Source organism: Phormidium tenue FACHB-1050 (assembly GCF_014696925.1).
Lineage (GTDB): Bacteria > Cyanobacteriota > Cyanobacteriia > Pseudanabaenales > Pseudanabaenaceae > Pseudanabaena.
Genome location: NZ_JACJQY010000008.1, coordinates 34,447 through 49,903, shown reverse-complemented (window position 1 = coordinate 49,903; position 15,457 = coordinate 34,447). Strand labels below are relative to the sequence as shown.

Sequence of the window (15,457 nt, the reverse complement as noted above, 5' to 3'; positions counted from 1 at the left end):
CGAGTGGCGGCGCGAAGCGCCGCCACTCGATTCTTGGGTTTTATGTTCTAAACAAAACTTGCTTTGCTATACCAATTCACTAAAGTATGGCAACACTTTAGTGAATTAAAAGCCAAACCCATCTAGTGCTTTGGAATAATTAGAGGTGAGCGGCGAAGCCGCGCACCTCTAATTATTCGGATGTAATCGAGGATGCATCATTGAGCGGATCTCTACATTGCCAATTAGATGCGTTTCAATAATTGTCTGAGCTTTTTTGGGAGTAACACGCCAGTAATAGACATTGTCTGGCAATACAACTACTATGGGGCCAGAACCACATAGCCCCAAACAGCCACAAGCTTCTACACTTACCTTGACAATTTCTTGCTGTTGTAATGTTGCCAAAACTTTAGCCGCACCATCCTTTGCACAGGTGCGATGCTGACAAACAAGAACTTGGCGGGTGGGAAGATTATCCAAAGTAGTAGCGATCGCGTTGTTATACCAAAACACAAAATGGCTACGCCATTTTGTGTTTTTAAAACCCTTACTGGGTTTGGTCTTTAATTCACAAAAGTGGAGGCAACACTTTCGTGAATTGGTATTAGATACAGTTTAGAAGTATTAACTAGCAATACTTCTAAACTGTTGAAATTTTAGCGCACGACCAGAACAGGTGAAACGCAATGGTGAACTACATAATCACTCACACTCCCCAACATCAAACGTTCAATCGAACCTAACCCGCGCGATCCCAGTATCACTAAGTCTGGAGTTTCCTCTTTTGCCACATAGCAAATTACATCACGAGGTTGACCTGTTTCCAATCTAGTACGGTTTTTCATCTGTGAAGCTTGGCAAGTATCTTGGGCTTTTTGGAGCAGGGCTTGACCTGCATTTAAGATTTTGCGCTCCAGTTCCACATCGGGCAGTCCCCGCCAACCAACCCAATCACCTGTGGGTAGCATGACCTCAGGCATATAGCTACTAAGTGGTTCAACCACAGTCAACAAGACAATTTCGGCTTCTAGAGGAACTGCAAAGCTTAAAGCTTTGGCAAGAGCATGTTCGCTAGCTTGAGAGCCATCAATAGCAACTAAGAATTTCATATGTTTACCGTAATATAGAACTTATAGTGTCTGTCATGCATCTTTAAAATGCTTGGTAAGTAATGCATTCATTCACATATAGCGATCGCCAATTTTAATTTTCAAGATTTGGTTAATTTAGCGCGATTATTAGCGATAACTAACGTCTAACTGTAATAAACCCAGAAAATTCAAATTTGCAAATATCTATATAACTAATTACAGACCCAAATATACTGAAGTTAATCAACAAGTTGTAAATCTTTGCTGTAGTTCATCTCTTGTAATATTCCATGACACGCGATATTCGTATTGGTTTTGCTAACTCTGTGGGTAATACCCCTCTAATTAAAATCGAGTCTCTTTCAGAAGCGACAGGCTGCACTATTTTAGGGAAAGCTGAATTTCTGAATCCAGGTGGTAGCGTTAAGGATCGCGCTGCTCTATTTATGGTGTTAGAAGCTGAAAAAGCTGGAACCCTCAAAGCTGGTGGCACGATTGTTGAAGGAACGGCAGGCAATACTGGCATTGGCTTAGCTCTCGTAGCTAATGCGCGTGGTTATCGGAGTGTAATTGTGATGCCGAGTAACCAGTCGCAAGAAAAAATTGATTTACTGAGGACTCTGGGTGCTGAAGTAGAACTGACTAACCCTGCGCCTTTTTCTAGTCCTGATAATTACTATCACGTTGCTCGAAAACGGTCGGAAGAAGTTACCAATTCTTTTTGGGCAAATCAGTTTGAGAACTTATCTAATTCTGACGCTCACTACTATACGACTGCACCTGAAATCTGGAAACAAACTGGCGGCGAACTGGATGGGATTGTCATGTCCTCTGGTACTGGAGGTACTATCGGCGGTGTGACGGCTTATCTTAAAGAACAAAATCCCCAAATTGCTACTTATTTAATTGATCCCACTGGTTCAGGTTTATATAGTTACGTGACTACGGGTGAATTTAAGGCTGAAGGCAACTCGATTACTGAAGGTATTGGCATCAATCGAGCCACAGCGAACTTTAATCGAGCAAGACTTAATGGGGCTTTCCAAGGTACTGATCAGCAAGTAATCGAGATGGCACAGTATTTACTAAAGCATGATGGCTTGTTTATAGGCAGTTCAGCCGCTTTAAATGCAGTTGGTGCAGTCAAACTGGCACGTAAACTAGGCAAAGGTCACACGATCGCCACAATTCTATGTGATGGTGGTGGTCGATATCAGAGCCGAATGTATAACCCAGAGTGGCTCGCGGAAAAAGGTTTAACTCCAGTGGCTACAGGGCTGGAGTTTATTGATGACTAATTTGAGGACTGATTTAACAACGAAAAAGTATCGCTGTATCGGTGTTGGTGTGGTCTGGGATCGCGATCGCCAACGTATCCTGATTGATCGACGGTTGCCTGAGGGCGAACTGGCTGGCTATTGGGAATTCCCTGGTGGCAAGATTGAGGGGCATGAGACTGCGACGGATTGCATCAAGCGCGAGTTGCAAGAAGAACTAGCGATCGATGTGGAAGTTGGCGATCATTTGATCACTGTAGATTTTGAATATGAAACACTGAGAGTAAGTTTGATTGTGCATCACTGTATGCATATTTCAGGCGAACCACAGGCGATCGCTTGTTCAGAAATCCGTTGGGTAACGGTTGATGAATTAGATACCTATCAATTGCCCGCCGCTAACTATCAAATAGTCCATGCATTAAAAGAATCAAAATCATTAAATTGCGGATAAGCGTGTCTTAGAGCTTTTCAAGCAATCTATTGTTTCCCCGCCTTTGGCGGGGAAACAATAGATTGATAAACGCTATAAAGTAACTCTTGTTCACAATTGTCTGACTAATTTTACTAATCGAGGTAAGAAATTTACTGATGGAAGAAATCAGTGCGGAACAACTAGCGTCGGAGCTATATCAAGAAGGATTGAGCAACTTTGAGGGTGGCAACTATCAACAGGCGATCGCCCTACTCGAACGCGCCCGTGCTTTAGCCATTTTAGAAACCGCTTTGGGTGGCGAAATTCTCATATGGCTAGCCAATGCCTATGATGCAATGGGTAGAACTGAAGAGGCGATCGCCCTATGCCGTAGCCTTAAAAAGCACCCAGTTAATAGTGTGCGGAAATCAGCCCGTTACATGTTAGGAATTTTGACTGCGCCACAACTGAGCAAACTTGAAGGTGTTGTATCGGAGGTTCCCATTTTACAATCACCTGATAGTTATCAATCTAAGCCTGCGCCCAGAAGTAACGTTACAACTAATAATCAAAAGCCATTTCGCGAAGTTCCCCTAGAGAAGCCAAATACTGAAAGTAACAATAACTTTTTGTGGTTTGCGATCGCCGTTTCTCTCATGCTTTTAGCATTTTGGGCAACAAAATAAGTCAATAGTGCTAATCCCTGCCTCTATTCTGTAGCTTTAAGTGCTGTAAACATCAAACTCAAAAATGAATGGTATGCTAGTTTATACTTTTGTTAAGTTAATTAAAGCAAAATTCAAACTTAATCAAGTAAATTTCAACTAATTCTGGGAGTAAATGGCGTGATGAGGAGAGCGATCCCCGCACAATGGATTAATTTAGGAATGCACCTAGTTTCAATGGTGTTTGGTCTATTTGGCTTGATTTTCGTACTGCCAAATACCGAGTTTATTGAAAGCTTATCTGAAGCTGGTTTGCAAGTCTTTTCATGGGGAATGCAAAATGGCGGTGCATCCTACATGATTTTTGGCGCGATCGCCGCTTTCCTCTATGGAAAGCAAACTATCGGGCTCAAGCGCACACTTGCATTTTGCATTCCTGCGATCGGGCTTTCCCTAAGTAGTGAATTACTTGGGACTAGTACTGGTTTTCCTTTTGGTGCTTATGCTTATCTCAGTGGTTTAGGTTACAAAATTGCAGATTTAGTACCTTTCACAATTCCCCTGTCATGGTTTTACATGGGATTTTCTGCGTTTTTAGTATCCGCAACTCTGATGCGCTTCGGTACAAGCTGGGTCTATAGAATTGTGGCGATCGCTCTTGGTTCTCTAATGCTAACCTCATGGGACTTTGTACTTGATCCCGCGATGAGCCAAACACCCTATCCTTTCTGGGAATGGCATCAAGCAGGTGAATTCTACGGAATGCCTTATCAAAACTTTTTTGGTTGGTTCGGAACTGGCTGCGTATTTATGACCGTTGCCTCACTAATTTGGGGCAAAGACAATCAACCAATTCTCAATCGTCAACAAATTATTTTCCCTACAATCATGTATGCGGGAAACTTTATGTTTGCGTTGATATTGAGCTTTAATGCAGGTTTTTACGTGCCAGCCCTGTTAGGTATTGTCGTTGGAGCCTTGCCGCTTGTGGTACTTTATTTGACTACCCCTAATGGCGAAGACGAACAAGAGATCATTGCTAACTCTTCTACAAATATCCCAGTGATAGCAGTAGATAGCGCCAAAGTAGAAACAATTGCTACTCGTTAAGTACTTGTGCAAAATAAATTACCAAACCCCTTAAAGTTCCGCCTCGCGAGGCGAAACTTTAAGGGGTCTGCTTTGTAATCAATTATGTCTAGCTATTTATAGCTGTCACCAAGTGTATGAGGAGCTATAGCCGCCTGTATCAGGACAAATCAAAACCCAAATAGTGTGAGGCGGCGCTTCGCGCCGCCTCACACTATTTGGGTTTTATGTCCTAACAAGAATGTCGACAGCTATAAAACAAATAAAAAAGGGGAGGCGCTTTGCGCCTCCCCTTTTTTATTTGTTTTGTAAAGCTTTTAGTTCTCGCAAAATCACCATCAAACCTTTATTTTGATGATCGATTTGTTCTGAGATTTTGTCCATGCGCTGAGTTAAAGAATTGATCGCCTGATCTTGATGATCGATGCGAGTATTTAACTCATTAAAACGCGCCACAACTTCACGTTGAATTAGATTTTCGATTCCTTGTACTAGCAAAGTCTCAGTCGCAGTGAGTCGATTGACGATCATTTGCAGACTTGGTTCTTCGGCACGCGGCATCTCTCTAACCGCAGCAGGTGCAGATGATCGAGCCGTAGCTGCTGAAACGGGTTGAGCAGGTTCGGTTGTTAAAAAGTTTTGAATGCGGGCTACTAACACATCCGCTTCAAAGGGCTTTTCAAGAAAATCAAACTCCGTGAATGGCTCAGGCACATGCTCAGTAACTTGTTCTTTAAGCCCTGAGATCATGATTACAGGAACTTTTTGTAATCCTTCGACGCGACGGATAGCCTGTAAGGTTTGATAGCCATTGTATTTGGGCATCACGAAATCAAGCAAAATTAGGTCAGGAAAGGCTCGGCGAGCAGCATCTAAACCTGATTTGCCATCACTTGCTTCTAAAACATCATATTTTCCCGCCAAAATGCTTTTAACCATTTTGCGGATCATGATGCTGTCGTCAATTACCAGTACTTTCTTTGCAGTCATGGATTTGAAGAATCCGCCCCAAATAGCTATGCGAGACCATCATATTACATCACAAAACTTGATTGGTTAAAATATTTTCTGTTCAGTTCAACATGAGCGCGATCGCGTTAGACTTAAAAGACCCATTTTCTTTCGGTTTTATGGCAAAACGCTACACTATTGACTCATCACAAATTATTCGTCGTGTCGAAGAATTGATAGATGCTTCTTCTAATCGTTATCGTATTACTGTGCAAGTGGCTAATCGTGCCAAGCTCAGACGGTATGAAGATGATGACTATGACGATCGCATGATGAAGCCGATCCTCCGCGCCATTATGGAAATGTCTGACGAAATTTCCCAGCCTGAAATTCTAAGCGACTGAAAGCCCTAGAATTGGCGGCGCGTAGCGCCGCCAATTTTTCCTAATTACTATGCTGAATTTCACGTCTCAAGATACATCTAAACGGCTGTTAAACGGTGAAGGTTGGCGGATCGGATTTCGCTCAGATGTAGATTTGTATAAAGGCTTGGTGGGGGCTGACAGTTGGGCGATCGAGCTAACTGAGGGTGAGTTTAAAGATTTTTGTAAATTAGCTTCGCAACTTGCAGAGACAATGCAGTTGATGGCAAGCGAGTTGTCAGATGGGGAAAAGATTTGTTGTACGTTGGAGACTGAGGAGCTTTGCCTTGAGGTGAATGGCTATCCTCATGCCTTTAATTTGCATTTTCAGTTGTTAACTGGACGACGCTCTGAAGGCTTTTGGGATGAGGGTGCTGTGCCTTTTTTGATTGAGGCGATCGCGCATTTGCTAGATTAAGACATAACTTGCCTAATTTGATTAGGAGCAAAACATGACCAGCATTGTTATTGAAAAAGAAGAAACTAACTTAGAGGTAAAGCAAACATTAACCTTAGAGGAGTTTTTGAAATTACCAGATATAGACGCAAGTTATGAGTTAGTTGAAGGAGAAGCAATAAAAAAAAAGTCACCCAAATTTTTTCATTCCTCATTAACAACTATTTTTTGGGTTGAGCTTTCATCTTGGTGTGATGGTTTTGGGCGCGTAAGAGTAGAGTGGTCAGTAGTCTTAAAACGAAGGGGAAAAGATTGGGTTCCTGTACCTGACTTACTCTATGTTTCCCATGAGCGTCTTGCCGCAGATTGGTGTGAGGATGCACCTTGCCCCGTATTGCCTGAATTAGTGATTGAGATTGTATCGCCCGATCAGACTTTCAATCAGTTAGCCCAAAAAGCGATGGATTATTTGAGTGCAGGAGTCGATCGCGTTTGGGTCGTTTATCCACCGATGCGGAGCCTGACGGTGTTTTTTGTTGATCGCCCTCCTGAAACTTATCGAGGCGATCGCCTATTAGCTGATGATTTATTTCCTAACTTGGCAGTAACTTCAGAGCAATTTTTTGTAAAAGCGGGAATTTAGATGGTATGGCATACAGTGATTTTGGTCTAGTTGAAGTTCGTGAGAGGCTATCTCTAGACTTGGTTAATAATCGACTTTTTGAGAATTCATTACCAATTCAGCCTAGTAAATGGCTCACTGAAACTCTCAATCTTAGTTTGGACTTTGCTTTGAAGTCTGGGAGTGAGAAGGCTCGTTCAGAGTTTATTGTTGCGCCAATTTTGCTGGAAATGGAAAGGATTAACGATCAAAAATTTGCTATTTATTCTGGCAAGAATCTTGATGCTGATAAAGATCGAGGCTTGACTGGGGAATGTGACTTTATTCTTAGTAAGGGGGCGATTTCCTACACTCTCGAAACACCTATTTTTGCTTTGGTTGAAGCTAAAAAAAATGACGTGGAGTCAGGTTTAGGACAATGTATTGCTCAGATGTATGGTGCACAATTAGTTAACCTTAAAAATCCTAAGCAGCAAATTGATACGATCTACGGATGTGTGACCACAGGTGAGCGTTGGCAATTTCTAAAGTTAGTCGATCAAGTTGTGAGCATTGATAGCGATCGCTACTACATAAATGAAATCGAAAGAATTATTGGCTGTCTTCAATCAATTTTAAGTTTATATCTCACTGAAACATAATCGTTTTTGTGAATTTGCTTCTACTCAATATTATTCAAATACTCTACTACTACCATCAAATCTGCTAGGTCTTGGTTTAAGCGATCGCGCATAGCATCATCAAGCTTAGGATTTTGTAAAGCAGGTACTGATCGAGGGTGATGGAGGCGCGATCGAGTTGGGGTTGAGGAAGTGGATGCGTGGTCATACTGTTGTTTTTCCAAGATATTTTAGAAAGGGCGCTAAGCGCCCCCCAATGAGCCTATTGCATAGATTTACGGGCAAGGCTGACTGCTTTAACAAAGCTATAGACACCCACGGGTAAGCTGATTAGCAAAATTGCCCAAGTCGTCGCAAAACCAAAATCTGGTGCGCCGTAGGATATTTCGTAAATGCAACCAACAAAAGCGATCGCCGCAACGATGGCAATAAGCAGAATTACTTGAGCTTTTATATAATCGGGTGACATAAATTAAGTTTGATAGGTTGGTTGAGTCTTAATATTTAGTATTATTGCTGAATGTGAGTGGTACTAAGTACTGCTCACATTCATATTCGCATATTGATTGATAAGTAATGGACAGCAGATATAATCCCCAGCAGATCGAACCCAAGTGGCAGAAAGTTTGGGCAGAGAAACAACTTGACAAGGTAAGCAACGACGCAATTGGTGCAGACAAAAAGAAATTCTATGCGCTGTCAATGTTTCCCTATCCATCGGGCGATCTGCATATGGGGCATGTCCGTAACTACACGATCACCGATGTAATTGCCCGTTACAAAAGAATGCAGGGTTATCAAGTGTTGCACCCAATGGGTTGGGATGCCTTCGGATTGCCAGCGGAAAATGCAGCGATCGATCGCAATACCCATCCTGCGAAATGGACTTATGCCAATATCGACAATATGCGATCGCAGCTTCAGCAAGTGGGCTTATCCTACGATTGGGATCGCGAGTTAGCAACCTGTTCGCCCGACTATTACAAATGGACACAATGGATCTTTTTGCAATTTTTGGAAGCAGGTTTGGCTTATCAAAAAGAAGCAAAGGTTAACTGGGACCCGATTGATCAGACTGTAATTGCCAATGAACAGGTGGATAATGAGGGGAGATCTTGGCGATCGGGTGCGATCGTAGAGAAGCGCAAATTACGTCAATGGTTCTTGAAAATCACCGACTATGCTGAGCAGCTTTTGCAAGATTTGGACAAGCTCGATGAATGGCCCTCTAATGTCAAAATCATGCAAGCCAACTGGATCGGTAAGTCCACAGGCGCAGAGCTAAGTTTTCCTATTGTCAATCCTGTAGGGGCAATTCATGAATTGCCCCTACAGGCGGACTGTGAAAAAATCACAGTTTTTACCACCCGTCCTGATACCGTTTACGGTGTGAGCTATGTCGTGCTTGCTCCTGAGCATCCTTTAGTCGAGACGTTGACCAGCGCTACTCAAAAAGAATCCGTCAGCAAATTCATCGAAGAAGTCAAAAACCTTAGCGAAATCGATCGCACCTCCGATGATCAGCCTAAACGCGGTGTAGCGATCGGCGCGAGTGTGGTTAATCCCTTCACTGGCAAAGAAGTTCCCATCTGGATTGCCGATTATGTTCTCTTTGAATATGGAACAGGCGCAGTGATGGGAGTTCCCGCCCACGATGTCCGCGATTTTGCCTTTGCGAAGCAGTACGATCTTCCGATTCAAACTGTCATTACCTCTAACTCCCCTCTCCCATCGGGAGAGGGGCTGGGGGAGAGGGAATCCGCTTACACCGAAGCAGGAATCATCATTAATTCAGGCGAATTTGATGGCTTAGATTCTGTAACCGCAAAAAATAAGATTGTGGAACTTGCGGAAAAGAATCAATGGGGAACCGCCAAAATCACCTATCGCTTGCGTGATTGGTTGATCTCGCGCCAGAGATATTGGGGCTGTCCAATTCCTGTCATCCATTGCCCAAACTGCGGCATCGTTCCTGTTCCCCATGCGGATTTACCCGTAATTTTGCCTGAAGATGTGGAACTCACAGGACGCGGAGCATCACCTCTCGCCCAAAAGGAATCTTGGATCAATGTCCCCTGTCCTAAATGTGGCACAGCCGCCAAGCGCGAAACCGACACGATGGACACCTTCATCGATTCCTCTTGGTATTTCTTGCGTTTTGCCGATGCTAAGAATGATCAAGAAATAGGCGATCGCAATGCCATTAACAACTGGATGCCCGTCGATCAATATGTGGGCGGCGTAGAACATGCGATTTTGCACTTGCTCTATTCACGCTTTGTGACTAAGGTCTTGCGCGATCGCGGTTTGCTTGATTTCGATGAACCCTTTACAAGATTGCTCACGCAGGGCATGGTGCAGGGCTTAACCTACATAAATCCTAACAAGGGTGGCAAGGACAAATGGGTTCCTTCGGCTTTAGTCGATCCTAAAGATCCTAAAGATCCAAAAACAGGCGAACCTTTGCAAGCGCTCTTTGCCACGATGTCCAAATCTAAGGGCAATGGGGTATCGCCTGTAGATGCGATCGCTAAATATGGAGCCGACACTTTGCGGATGTTCACGCTCTTTAAAGCTCCTCCTGAAAAGGATTTGGAATGGGAAGATGCCGATGTCGAAGGTCAACAACGCTTCTTAAATCGGGTATGGCGTTTGGTGTCTAGTTTTGCCGAAACTAAGCAGAATGGGATCTCTAAAAAAGTTGATAAGAATCTCCGCCGAGCGATTCACATCGCCATTAAGGAAGTTTCTGAAGATTTTGATGGAGGCTATCAATTGAATACCGCCATTTCGGAAATGATGAAGCTCAGCAATGCTTTGCAAGACACGGAAGATAAGAGTTCGGCTACTTTCTTAGAAGGTATCGAAACTCTCTTAATCTTGCTTTCTCCCTTTGCGCCACACATTGCTGATGAACTTTGGTCATTGATTGGTCACACAGATTCTATACATTTCCAAACTTGGCTTACCCACGATCCTGATGCTCTCATTGTTGATGAGATTACCCTTGTCATTCAAATCAATGGCAAGGTGCGCGGCAGTCTCCAAGTGCCATCTAGTGCCAGCAATGATAAGCAAGCATTGGAAGAATATGCTCGCAGTTCAAGTGCGGCGCAGAAGTATCTCGAAGGTAAGGAGATTAAGAAGGTAATTGCAGTTCCCGGGAAATTGGTGAATTTTGTAGTTGTCTAAGTTTGTGGGTGGTGTTTTTCGCCACCCCATCTATTTACTCAATAACGAGGCGATGTCTTTATGGAAGAATTATTGACTCTGAAGGAATTGCTGGTTTGTGGGGATATTCCTGCGGCGATGGTTTTGGTTGAGGAAATGACGGAGATGAGTAAGGATGATAAAATCAGCAAAATTTTTAGCTACAGTATTATTTTATTAGTTCATCTCATTAAGCAAAAGGTAGAAAAACGCACTAAGAGATCGTGGGATCTTTCAATTTATAACTCGACAACTCAAATTCGGCGTGCAAATCAGCGTCGTAAGGCTAAGGGAACTTATCTTAGTCAATTAGAACTTAGTGAAACTTTGGCAGAAGCTTACGATATTGCGCTTTCTAGTGCAGCGATCGAGGCTTTTGAAGGTCGCTATGAGGCGGATGAGTTAGCGGCAATGTGCGATCGCGATGAGATTTTGGCAGATGCAGTAAAATTAATTGAGCAGGAGTCAGTTAATTAAGCGGTTACAAGAAAACAACAGGAGTTTATATGCATTTACAAAGAGTTCAAGTTCCTGATTTCCGAGTTCTAAAGGATGTAGATATCACTTTCGAGAAAGATTTTAATCCTAGAGTTTTTCCACTTGGCAGTCAAAATGGTGGCGGTAAAAGTACTTTATTACAATTGATTTTTGTATTATTACATTGCTCTGCTAGTCATGACAGACATTTTGCTATAAAAAACTTGCTTAATAATTTTACTTTACGTGAAGATGAAGATAAAAGAGTATTAGCGATAATTGATGTTTGGGATGGAATAAAATCTGTAACACTGGAGTTTTTTGTTTGTAATGATTCATATATAAAAGAGACATTAAGTTTTGATTATTTAAATAAATTTAGAGGCTTAATTGATAATTCAGTAACTGCAAGTCTATCGTATTTATCAAAAATCAAAAATCGAAAATCTGAGTTATTACAATGTCAGAATGAATTACAGGATTTTGGTCAAAGTCTCAATGAAAATACTATTAGTAATTATGATGAATCTTTATATCATTTCACCCAGAATCTTCCCATCGTTTTGCATGGTTTAAATATTGGAATACCAAAATTTATTTACTCAGATCGTAGTACTTTGATACAACAGCTAAGAAAAATAAATTCAGATATTAAAGAGCAAATAGCTAGGTTAGAACAACAAATAGATGAATTGTCTTTTCAAGAAGATTCTCTCATTAAAAAGCTTAAATCAAAAAATATTGAATACATTTCTACATATTTTTCACAAGGTAATATATCTAGAGAAGTTCTGTTATGTCTTGTCGATAATATACCAATAGATACAGCCAGACAATTTTTATATATTTTATCCAATAAAATTTTTCTAGCCGCTCCCTCTACACAGGTTTTTCTTTTTTTGTCACAAAATGCTAGAAAGTCTTTGTTTGCAAAAGAAAATGATGTTTACTCAAAATCGCTTGGAGAAATAAAATCTAATTTAACTGGACTATTTACATATGACTTTTTAGCTGTAAATTATCTTATAAATCTATTTCAATCTGCTAGAGATAAAGATTTTAAAGATGTAGTAGATACGGGTGAATATGGAGATAACTATAAAAAATTATCAGAAGAACTGCATTCTATAATGATTGAAAAAAAAGCATATTTAAAACCTAATTTAGATTCGTCATTTAATCTGTCGGGAGTAAGCTTTAGGGATGAAAAATCAAATAAAAGTATTGAGCTTTATCCAGAAGATTTAAGCCACGGTGAACTAAAAAGGCTTAGTATTTATTGCTGGCTTAAATATAAAAATATTGAAGATTCAATTGTGTTAATGGATGAAATTGATATTGCTTTACATCCAGATTGGCAATATCAAATAGTTTCTGATTTGCTTGAATGGTCAGCAAAAAACCAATATATATTAGCTACTCATTCCTATGAATTATGTAATGCTCTAACTCCATCTCATGTAAAAATATTAGAACCAAAACTCACAGAAAGAAGTAGTGATTAGTTATGAGTTTTAGTGAGAAAGAATTAAAGCAGCATTGCCAAATAATTTTAAAGCAACGTAAAATCCGCAATAAGATTATTGTTTTATGCGAAGGAGTTATCCCTAAAGAACAAGGAAGACTATCTCCACAATCCTATGGAAGAATGGATGAGCTACCAGATTCAAATTTTTACAAAGCTTGTATTTCTAGCGATTGGAGAAACTCTCGACCAGAGTTTTTTAACTGTGGTGACTGTAACAATGTTGCGAATACATACTTCACCCTTTTAGAAATGCTTGAGGAAGATACAGACAATCAATATTTTCATCCTAAAAAAATATTTGCGATCGTAGATCTTGATATCCAAATAAGACCTATTTACAATTATCGATTTGTCAATACTCAGGAAATCTTTTGTAATCTTTATGACAAGCTCAAAATCAATGAGATTAATGCCAATAATGATCAAGAGACTTATGAAATATTAGTGACAGGATTGATTCATAAAGAAGCATATTTTTTAGTTCCAGCGCTGCAATCAATATTTGAGGGATATTCCATCCAGCCATTTTACAAAGATAGTGAATTATTACTTGAAGATATTTATCTCGCAATGTCTCAAGATCTGTGTTCGGATGCTGATTTAAAAACTAACTTTGCAATCGCTTGTTCTCGTATTAATCATTGTGTTGGATTAGATTTTAGTGGAATAGATAAACTCAAAGATAGCTGGATAAATGAATTTCAAAATGCTATAGATGAGAATAGAAAACACGAACTAGTTTTCAGTTTGTTAACTACCCGAAAAGCTAAAGAATATTGGCATCAAGTGAAACCAAATGATGAATGGAGTAGAGATGTTTCTGTGTATAGAGATCAACTCTCACTAGAAATCGCTAGAGAGTTCTATGCAAAACAAATTGACGACGAAGCGGCGGCGAAATATCATATTCCCTACTTTTTTAAAATGTTGCGTAAATTTGCTTGATGGGTAGGCGATCGCACTGACAAATACTTTCTCCCTATAATGTAGCTAGCTCAGAAAATAGGAGACAGCTAATAAAAGCGAAAGTGACAATTAATCCCCAAGCGCGTGAGCGAGAAGTCATCGCCATCCTGCTCAAACATGGGTGGGAATATTTACATCAGATGCTTACTCTTGGTCAGAGCGAACATCACTATGCGCCAATGCCAGAAATTTTGTGTAGCATCCTGATTGATCTGGGGCCAGTTTATATAAAATTTGGACAGCTTTTAAGTACCCGTCCAGATCTCCTCCCCGCCACCTATATTGAGTCACTGAGCCACCTCCAATCGAATGTCCCCCCAGTAGACTGGGAAGCGATCGCGCCAGTCTTACAGCAAAATTTACCAAGACCGATAGAGGATATCTTTGACAAAATTGATCCAAATGCGATCGCGGCTGGTTCCATTGCCCAAGTGCATCGTGCCACCCTCAAGGATGGACAACAAGTAGCCCTGAAGATTCAACGAGCTGGCATTGAGATTACTGTTGCGGAAGATATGGCAGTTCTCAAGCGAATTGCTGTGAGGCTTTCGGGTACAGAGATGGGGAAGCGATATAACTTGGTGTCACTAGCCGATGAGTTTGCCCAATCTTTACATAACGAACTTAATTTTGTTCAGGAAGCGAGTTTTACAGAGCGGTTACGCGAAAATCTAGCTAAAGGAAAGTGGTGTAATTCTAAGCGGATTACTGTACCGAAAGTTTACCGCGAGTTAACTAGTGCCAAGATTTTGGTACTTGAATGGTTAGATGGTACATCACTTCTCAAAGCAGAACTTAATGGCAAAAATTCTCTTGGAAATATTGAGTCAGAACGTCATGATCTCACCCGACAACTCTTTCGCGCTTTCTTACAGCAATATGTCGTGGATGGATTCTTTCATGCCGATCCCCACCCTGGGAACTTGTTCTATCTACAGGACGGTCGCGCTGCGATTCTCGACTGCGGGATGATGGGAACTCTCAACCCCAAGCTGAGGGAATCTCTGGTAGAATTGCTCCTCGCTATGCTGGACTTTGATGCTGAGCGTTGCGCTCAAGTGACACTACAACTCGCTAATCCTCTTGATTCATCAAAAGCGATCAATCTGCGGCAAATTCAGACCGATTACGATAATTTATTAAAGAAGTTCTATGGCTTAAGTTTAGTCGATTTAAAGCTAGGTTCGGCTCTACAGGATATTTTGCAAATTGCTCACAACAATAACTTGCGAATGCCTAGCAGCATTGGCTTATTGGCAAAATCAATTACAAATCTGGATGGAACAGGAAGAGAATTTGATAACTCTGTCAACATTTGGGATGAAATGAAACCCTTGATGTCAGATATGTTTCAGCAACAGCTACTTGGTCATAATCCTATGCAAGCAATGTTGAAAACTGGCTTAGAGTTGAAGCAATTATCTCTAAAAGCACCTCGCCAAGTGGAGTTTCTACTAGAGCAATTGAGCAACGAAACCTTTCGCTTGAATATCCATCTTCAGGATCTGAATGCACTACGGACAACAATAGAAGATGTCTCAAATCGCCTCACATCTGGATTAATTATTGGTTCCCTAATTATTGGTGCAGCATTTATCTCGACTAATCAATCCTCGCCGCAATTGCTAATTCTGAGTAATGGTCTTTTTGCAACTGCTAGCTTATTGGGATTGTGGTTAGTATTCACAATTTTGAGAACAAAGCGTTGATATAGCTGTCGCCAAACCCAAAAGATGAGTGGCGGC

General features: G+C 41.1%; 17 protein-coding genes. 13 read left to right on the top strand and 4 right to left on the bottom strand.

Annotation, left to right across the window (positions count from 1 at the left end; genetic code table 11):
* Positions 1-168: 168 nt before the first annotated feature.
* Positions 169-495: a (2Fe-2S) ferredoxin domain-containing protein gene (locus tag H6G05_RS07090; protein WP_322096333.1), complete on the bottom strand. Its 327-nt coding sequence runs from the start codon at positions 493-495 to the stop codon at positions 169-171.
* 143 nt (positions 496-638) lie between these two features.
* The gene (locus tag H6G05_RS07085) at positions 639-1,091 is read right to left on the bottom strand and encodes a universal stress protein (RefSeq protein ID WP_190577502.1); all 453 of its coding nucleotides are present in this window, start codon (positions 1,089-1,091) and stop codon (positions 639-641) included.
* 272 nt (positions 1,092-1,363) lie between these two features.
* On the opposite strand from H6G05_RS07085, the gene H6G05_RS07080 reads away from it, so the two are divergent.
* The 4 genes from H6G05_RS07080 (at position 1,364) to cruF (ending at position 4,540) form a co-directional block, all read left to right on the top strand.
* Positions 1,364-2,371, top strand: a complete 1,008-nt coding sequence (locus tag H6G05_RS07080) for a cysteine synthase A (RefSeq protein ID WP_190577501.1) — start codon at positions 1,364-1,366, stop codon at positions 2,369-2,371.
* Positions 2,364-2,804, top strand: a complete 441-nt coding sequence (gene mutT / locus H6G05_RS07075) for an 8-oxo-dGTP diphosphatase MutT (RefSeq protein WP_190577500.1) — start codon at positions 2,364-2,366, stop codon at positions 2,802-2,804. Before H6G05_RS07080 ends, mutT begins: the two co-directional genes overlap by 8 nt.
* A 137-nt stretch (positions 2,805-2,941) precedes the next feature.
* On the top strand, positions 2,942-3,451 hold the full coding sequence (locus tag H6G05_RS07070) for a tetratricopeptide repeat protein (protein ID WP_190577499.1): 510 nt from the start codon (positions 2,942-2,944) through the stop codon (positions 3,449-3,451).
* Positions 3,452-3,613: 162 nt separating this feature from the next.
* Positions 3,614-4,540, top strand: coding sequence for a gamma-carotene 1'-hydroxylase CruF (cruF, locus tag H6G05_RS07065; RefSeq protein ID WP_190577498.1), 927 nt, complete (start codon positions 3,614-3,616; stop codon positions 4,538-4,540).
* 276 nt (positions 4,541-4,816) lie between these two features.
* On the opposite strand, the gene H6G05_RS07060 is transcribed toward cruF, so the two are convergent.
* Positions 4,817-5,509: a response regulator gene (locus tag H6G05_RS07060; protein ID WP_190577497.1), complete on the bottom strand. Its 693-nt coding sequence runs from the start codon at positions 5,507-5,509 to the stop codon at positions 4,817-4,819.
* Positions 5,510-5,649: 140 nt separating this feature from the next.
* Here H6G05_RS07060 and H6G05_RS07055 point away from each other — a divergent pair, with 140 nt between their 5' ends.
* From H6G05_RS07055 to H6G05_RS07040, 4 genes are read left to right on the top strand one after another with little or no spacing between them, the layout of a single operon-like run.
* A complete protein-coding gene (locus H6G05_RS07055; RefSeq protein WP_094532780.1) occupies positions 5,650-5,874 on the top strand; it encodes a DNA-directed RNA polymerase subunit omega in 225 nt (74 codons plus the stop codon).
* 49 nt (positions 5,875-5,923) lie between these two features.
* A complete protein-coding gene (locus H6G05_RS07050; RefSeq protein ID WP_190577496.1) occupies positions 5,924-6,310 on the top strand; it encodes a DUF1818 family protein in 387 nt (128 codons plus the stop codon).
* A gap of 34 nt (positions 6,311-6,344) precedes the next feature.
* A complete protein-coding gene (locus H6G05_RS07045; protein WP_190577495.1) occupies positions 6,345-6,932 on the top strand; it encodes a Uma2 family endonuclease in 588 nt (195 codons plus the stop codon).
* Between the two features lie 5 nt (positions 6,933-6,937).
* Positions 6,938-7,552 (top strand): hypothetical protein, encoded by a 615-nt coding sequence (locus tag H6G05_RS07040; protein ID WP_190577494.1) that lies wholly within the window; start codon positions 6,938-6,940, stop codon positions 7,550-7,552.
* A 241-nt stretch (positions 7,553-7,793) separates the two neighbouring features.
* On the opposite strand, the gene H6G05_RS07035 is transcribed toward H6G05_RS07040, so the two are convergent.
* Entirely contained in the window at positions 7,794-8,000 is a 207-nt protein-coding gene (locus H6G05_RS07035) for a hypothetical protein (protein ID WP_190577493.1), read from the bottom strand.
* 107 nt (positions 8,001-8,107) lie between these two features.
* On the opposite strand from H6G05_RS07035, the gene leuS reads away from it, so the two are divergent.
* From leuS to H6G05_RS07010, 5 genes are all read left to right on the top strand, one after another.
* A complete protein-coding gene (leuS, locus tag H6G05_RS07030; RefSeq protein ID WP_190577492.1) occupies positions 8,108-10,723 on the top strand; it encodes a leucine--tRNA ligase in 2,616 nt (871 codons plus the stop codon).
* A gap of 60 nt (positions 10,724-10,783) precedes the next feature.
* Complete coding sequence (locus H6G05_RS07025; RefSeq protein ID WP_190577491.1) at positions 10,784-11,218, top strand: DUF29 family protein; 435 nt, start codon at positions 10,784-10,786, stop codon at positions 11,216-11,218.
* Positions 11,219-11,247: 29 nt separating this feature from the next.
* On the top strand, positions 11,248-12,723 hold the full coding sequence (locus H6G05_RS07020) for an AAA family ATPase (RefSeq protein ID WP_190577490.1): 1,476 nt from the start codon (positions 11,248-11,250) through the stop codon (positions 12,721-12,723).
* Positions 12,724-12,725: 2 nt separating this feature from the next.
* A complete protein-coding gene (locus H6G05_RS07015; RefSeq protein WP_190577489.1) occupies positions 12,726-13,691 on the top strand; it encodes a hypothetical protein in 966 nt (321 codons plus the stop codon).
* A gap of 83 nt (positions 13,692-13,774) precedes the next feature.
* Positions 13,775-15,421 (top strand): ABC1 kinase family protein, encoded by a 1,647-nt coding sequence (locus H6G05_RS07010; RefSeq protein WP_322096332.1) that lies wholly within the window; start codon positions 13,775-13,777, stop codon positions 15,419-15,421.
* The last annotated feature ends 36 nt before the right edge of the window (positions 15,422-15,457 follow it).

What these genes read in the sequence shown, in the direction of transcription:
- H6G05_RS07085 (WP_190577502.1), bottom strand. Translation starts at nt 1,091, where the DNA reads ATGAAATTCTTAGTTGCTATTGATGGCTCTCAAGCTAGCGAACATGCT.
- H6G05_RS07080 (WP_190577501.1), top strand. Translation starts at nt 1,364, where the DNA reads ATGACACGCGATATTCGTATTGGTTTTGCTAACTCTGTGGGTAATACC.
- mutT (WP_190577500.1), top strand. Translation starts at nt 2,364, where the DNA reads ATGACTAATTTGAGGACTGATTTAACAACGAAAAAGTATCGCTGTATC.
- H6G05_RS07070 (WP_190577499.1), top strand. Translation starts at nt 2,942, where the DNA reads ATGGAAGAAATCAGTGCGGAACAACTAGCGTCGGAGCTATATCAAGAA.
- cruF (WP_190577498.1), top strand. Translation starts at nt 3,614, where the DNA reads ATGAGGAGAGCGATCCCCGCACAATGGATTAATTTAGGAATGCACCTA.
- H6G05_RS07060 (WP_190577497.1), bottom strand. Translation starts at nt 5,509, where the DNA reads ATGACTGCAAAGAAAGTACTGGTAATTGACGACAGCATCATGATCCGC.
- H6G05_RS07055 (WP_094532780.1), top strand. Translation starts at nt 5,650, where the DNA reads ATGGCAAAACGCTACACTATTGACTCATCACAAATTATTCGTCGTGTC.
- H6G05_RS07050 (WP_190577496.1), top strand. Translation starts at nt 5,924, where the DNA reads ATGCTGAATTTCACGTCTCAAGATACATCTAAACGGCTGTTAAACGGT.
- H6G05_RS07045 (WP_190577495.1), top strand. Translation starts at nt 6,345, where the DNA reads ATGACCAGCATTGTTATTGAAAAAGAAGAAACTAACTTAGAGGTAAAG.
- H6G05_RS07040 (WP_190577494.1), top strand. Translation starts at nt 6,938, where the DNA reads ATGGCATACAGTGATTTTGGTCTAGTTGAAGTTCGTGAGAGGCTATCT.
- H6G05_RS07035 (WP_190577493.1), bottom strand. Translation starts at nt 8,000, where the DNA reads ATGTCACCCGATTATATAAAAGCTCAAGTAATTCTGCTTATTGCCATC.
- leuS (WP_190577492.1), top strand. Translation starts at nt 8,108, where the DNA reads ATGGACAGCAGATATAATCCCCAGCAGATCGAACCCAAGTGGCAGAAA.
- H6G05_RS07025 (WP_190577491.1), top strand. Translation starts at nt 10,784, where the DNA reads ATGGAAGAATTATTGACTCTGAAGGAATTGCTGGTTTGTGGGGATATT.
- H6G05_RS07020 (WP_190577490.1), top strand. Translation starts at nt 11,248, where the DNA reads ATGCATTTACAAAGAGTTCAAGTTCCTGATTTCCGAGTTCTAAAGGAT.
- H6G05_RS07015 (WP_190577489.1), top strand. Translation starts at nt 12,726, where the DNA reads ATGAGTTTTAGTGAGAAAGAATTAAAGCAGCATTGCCAAATAATTTTA.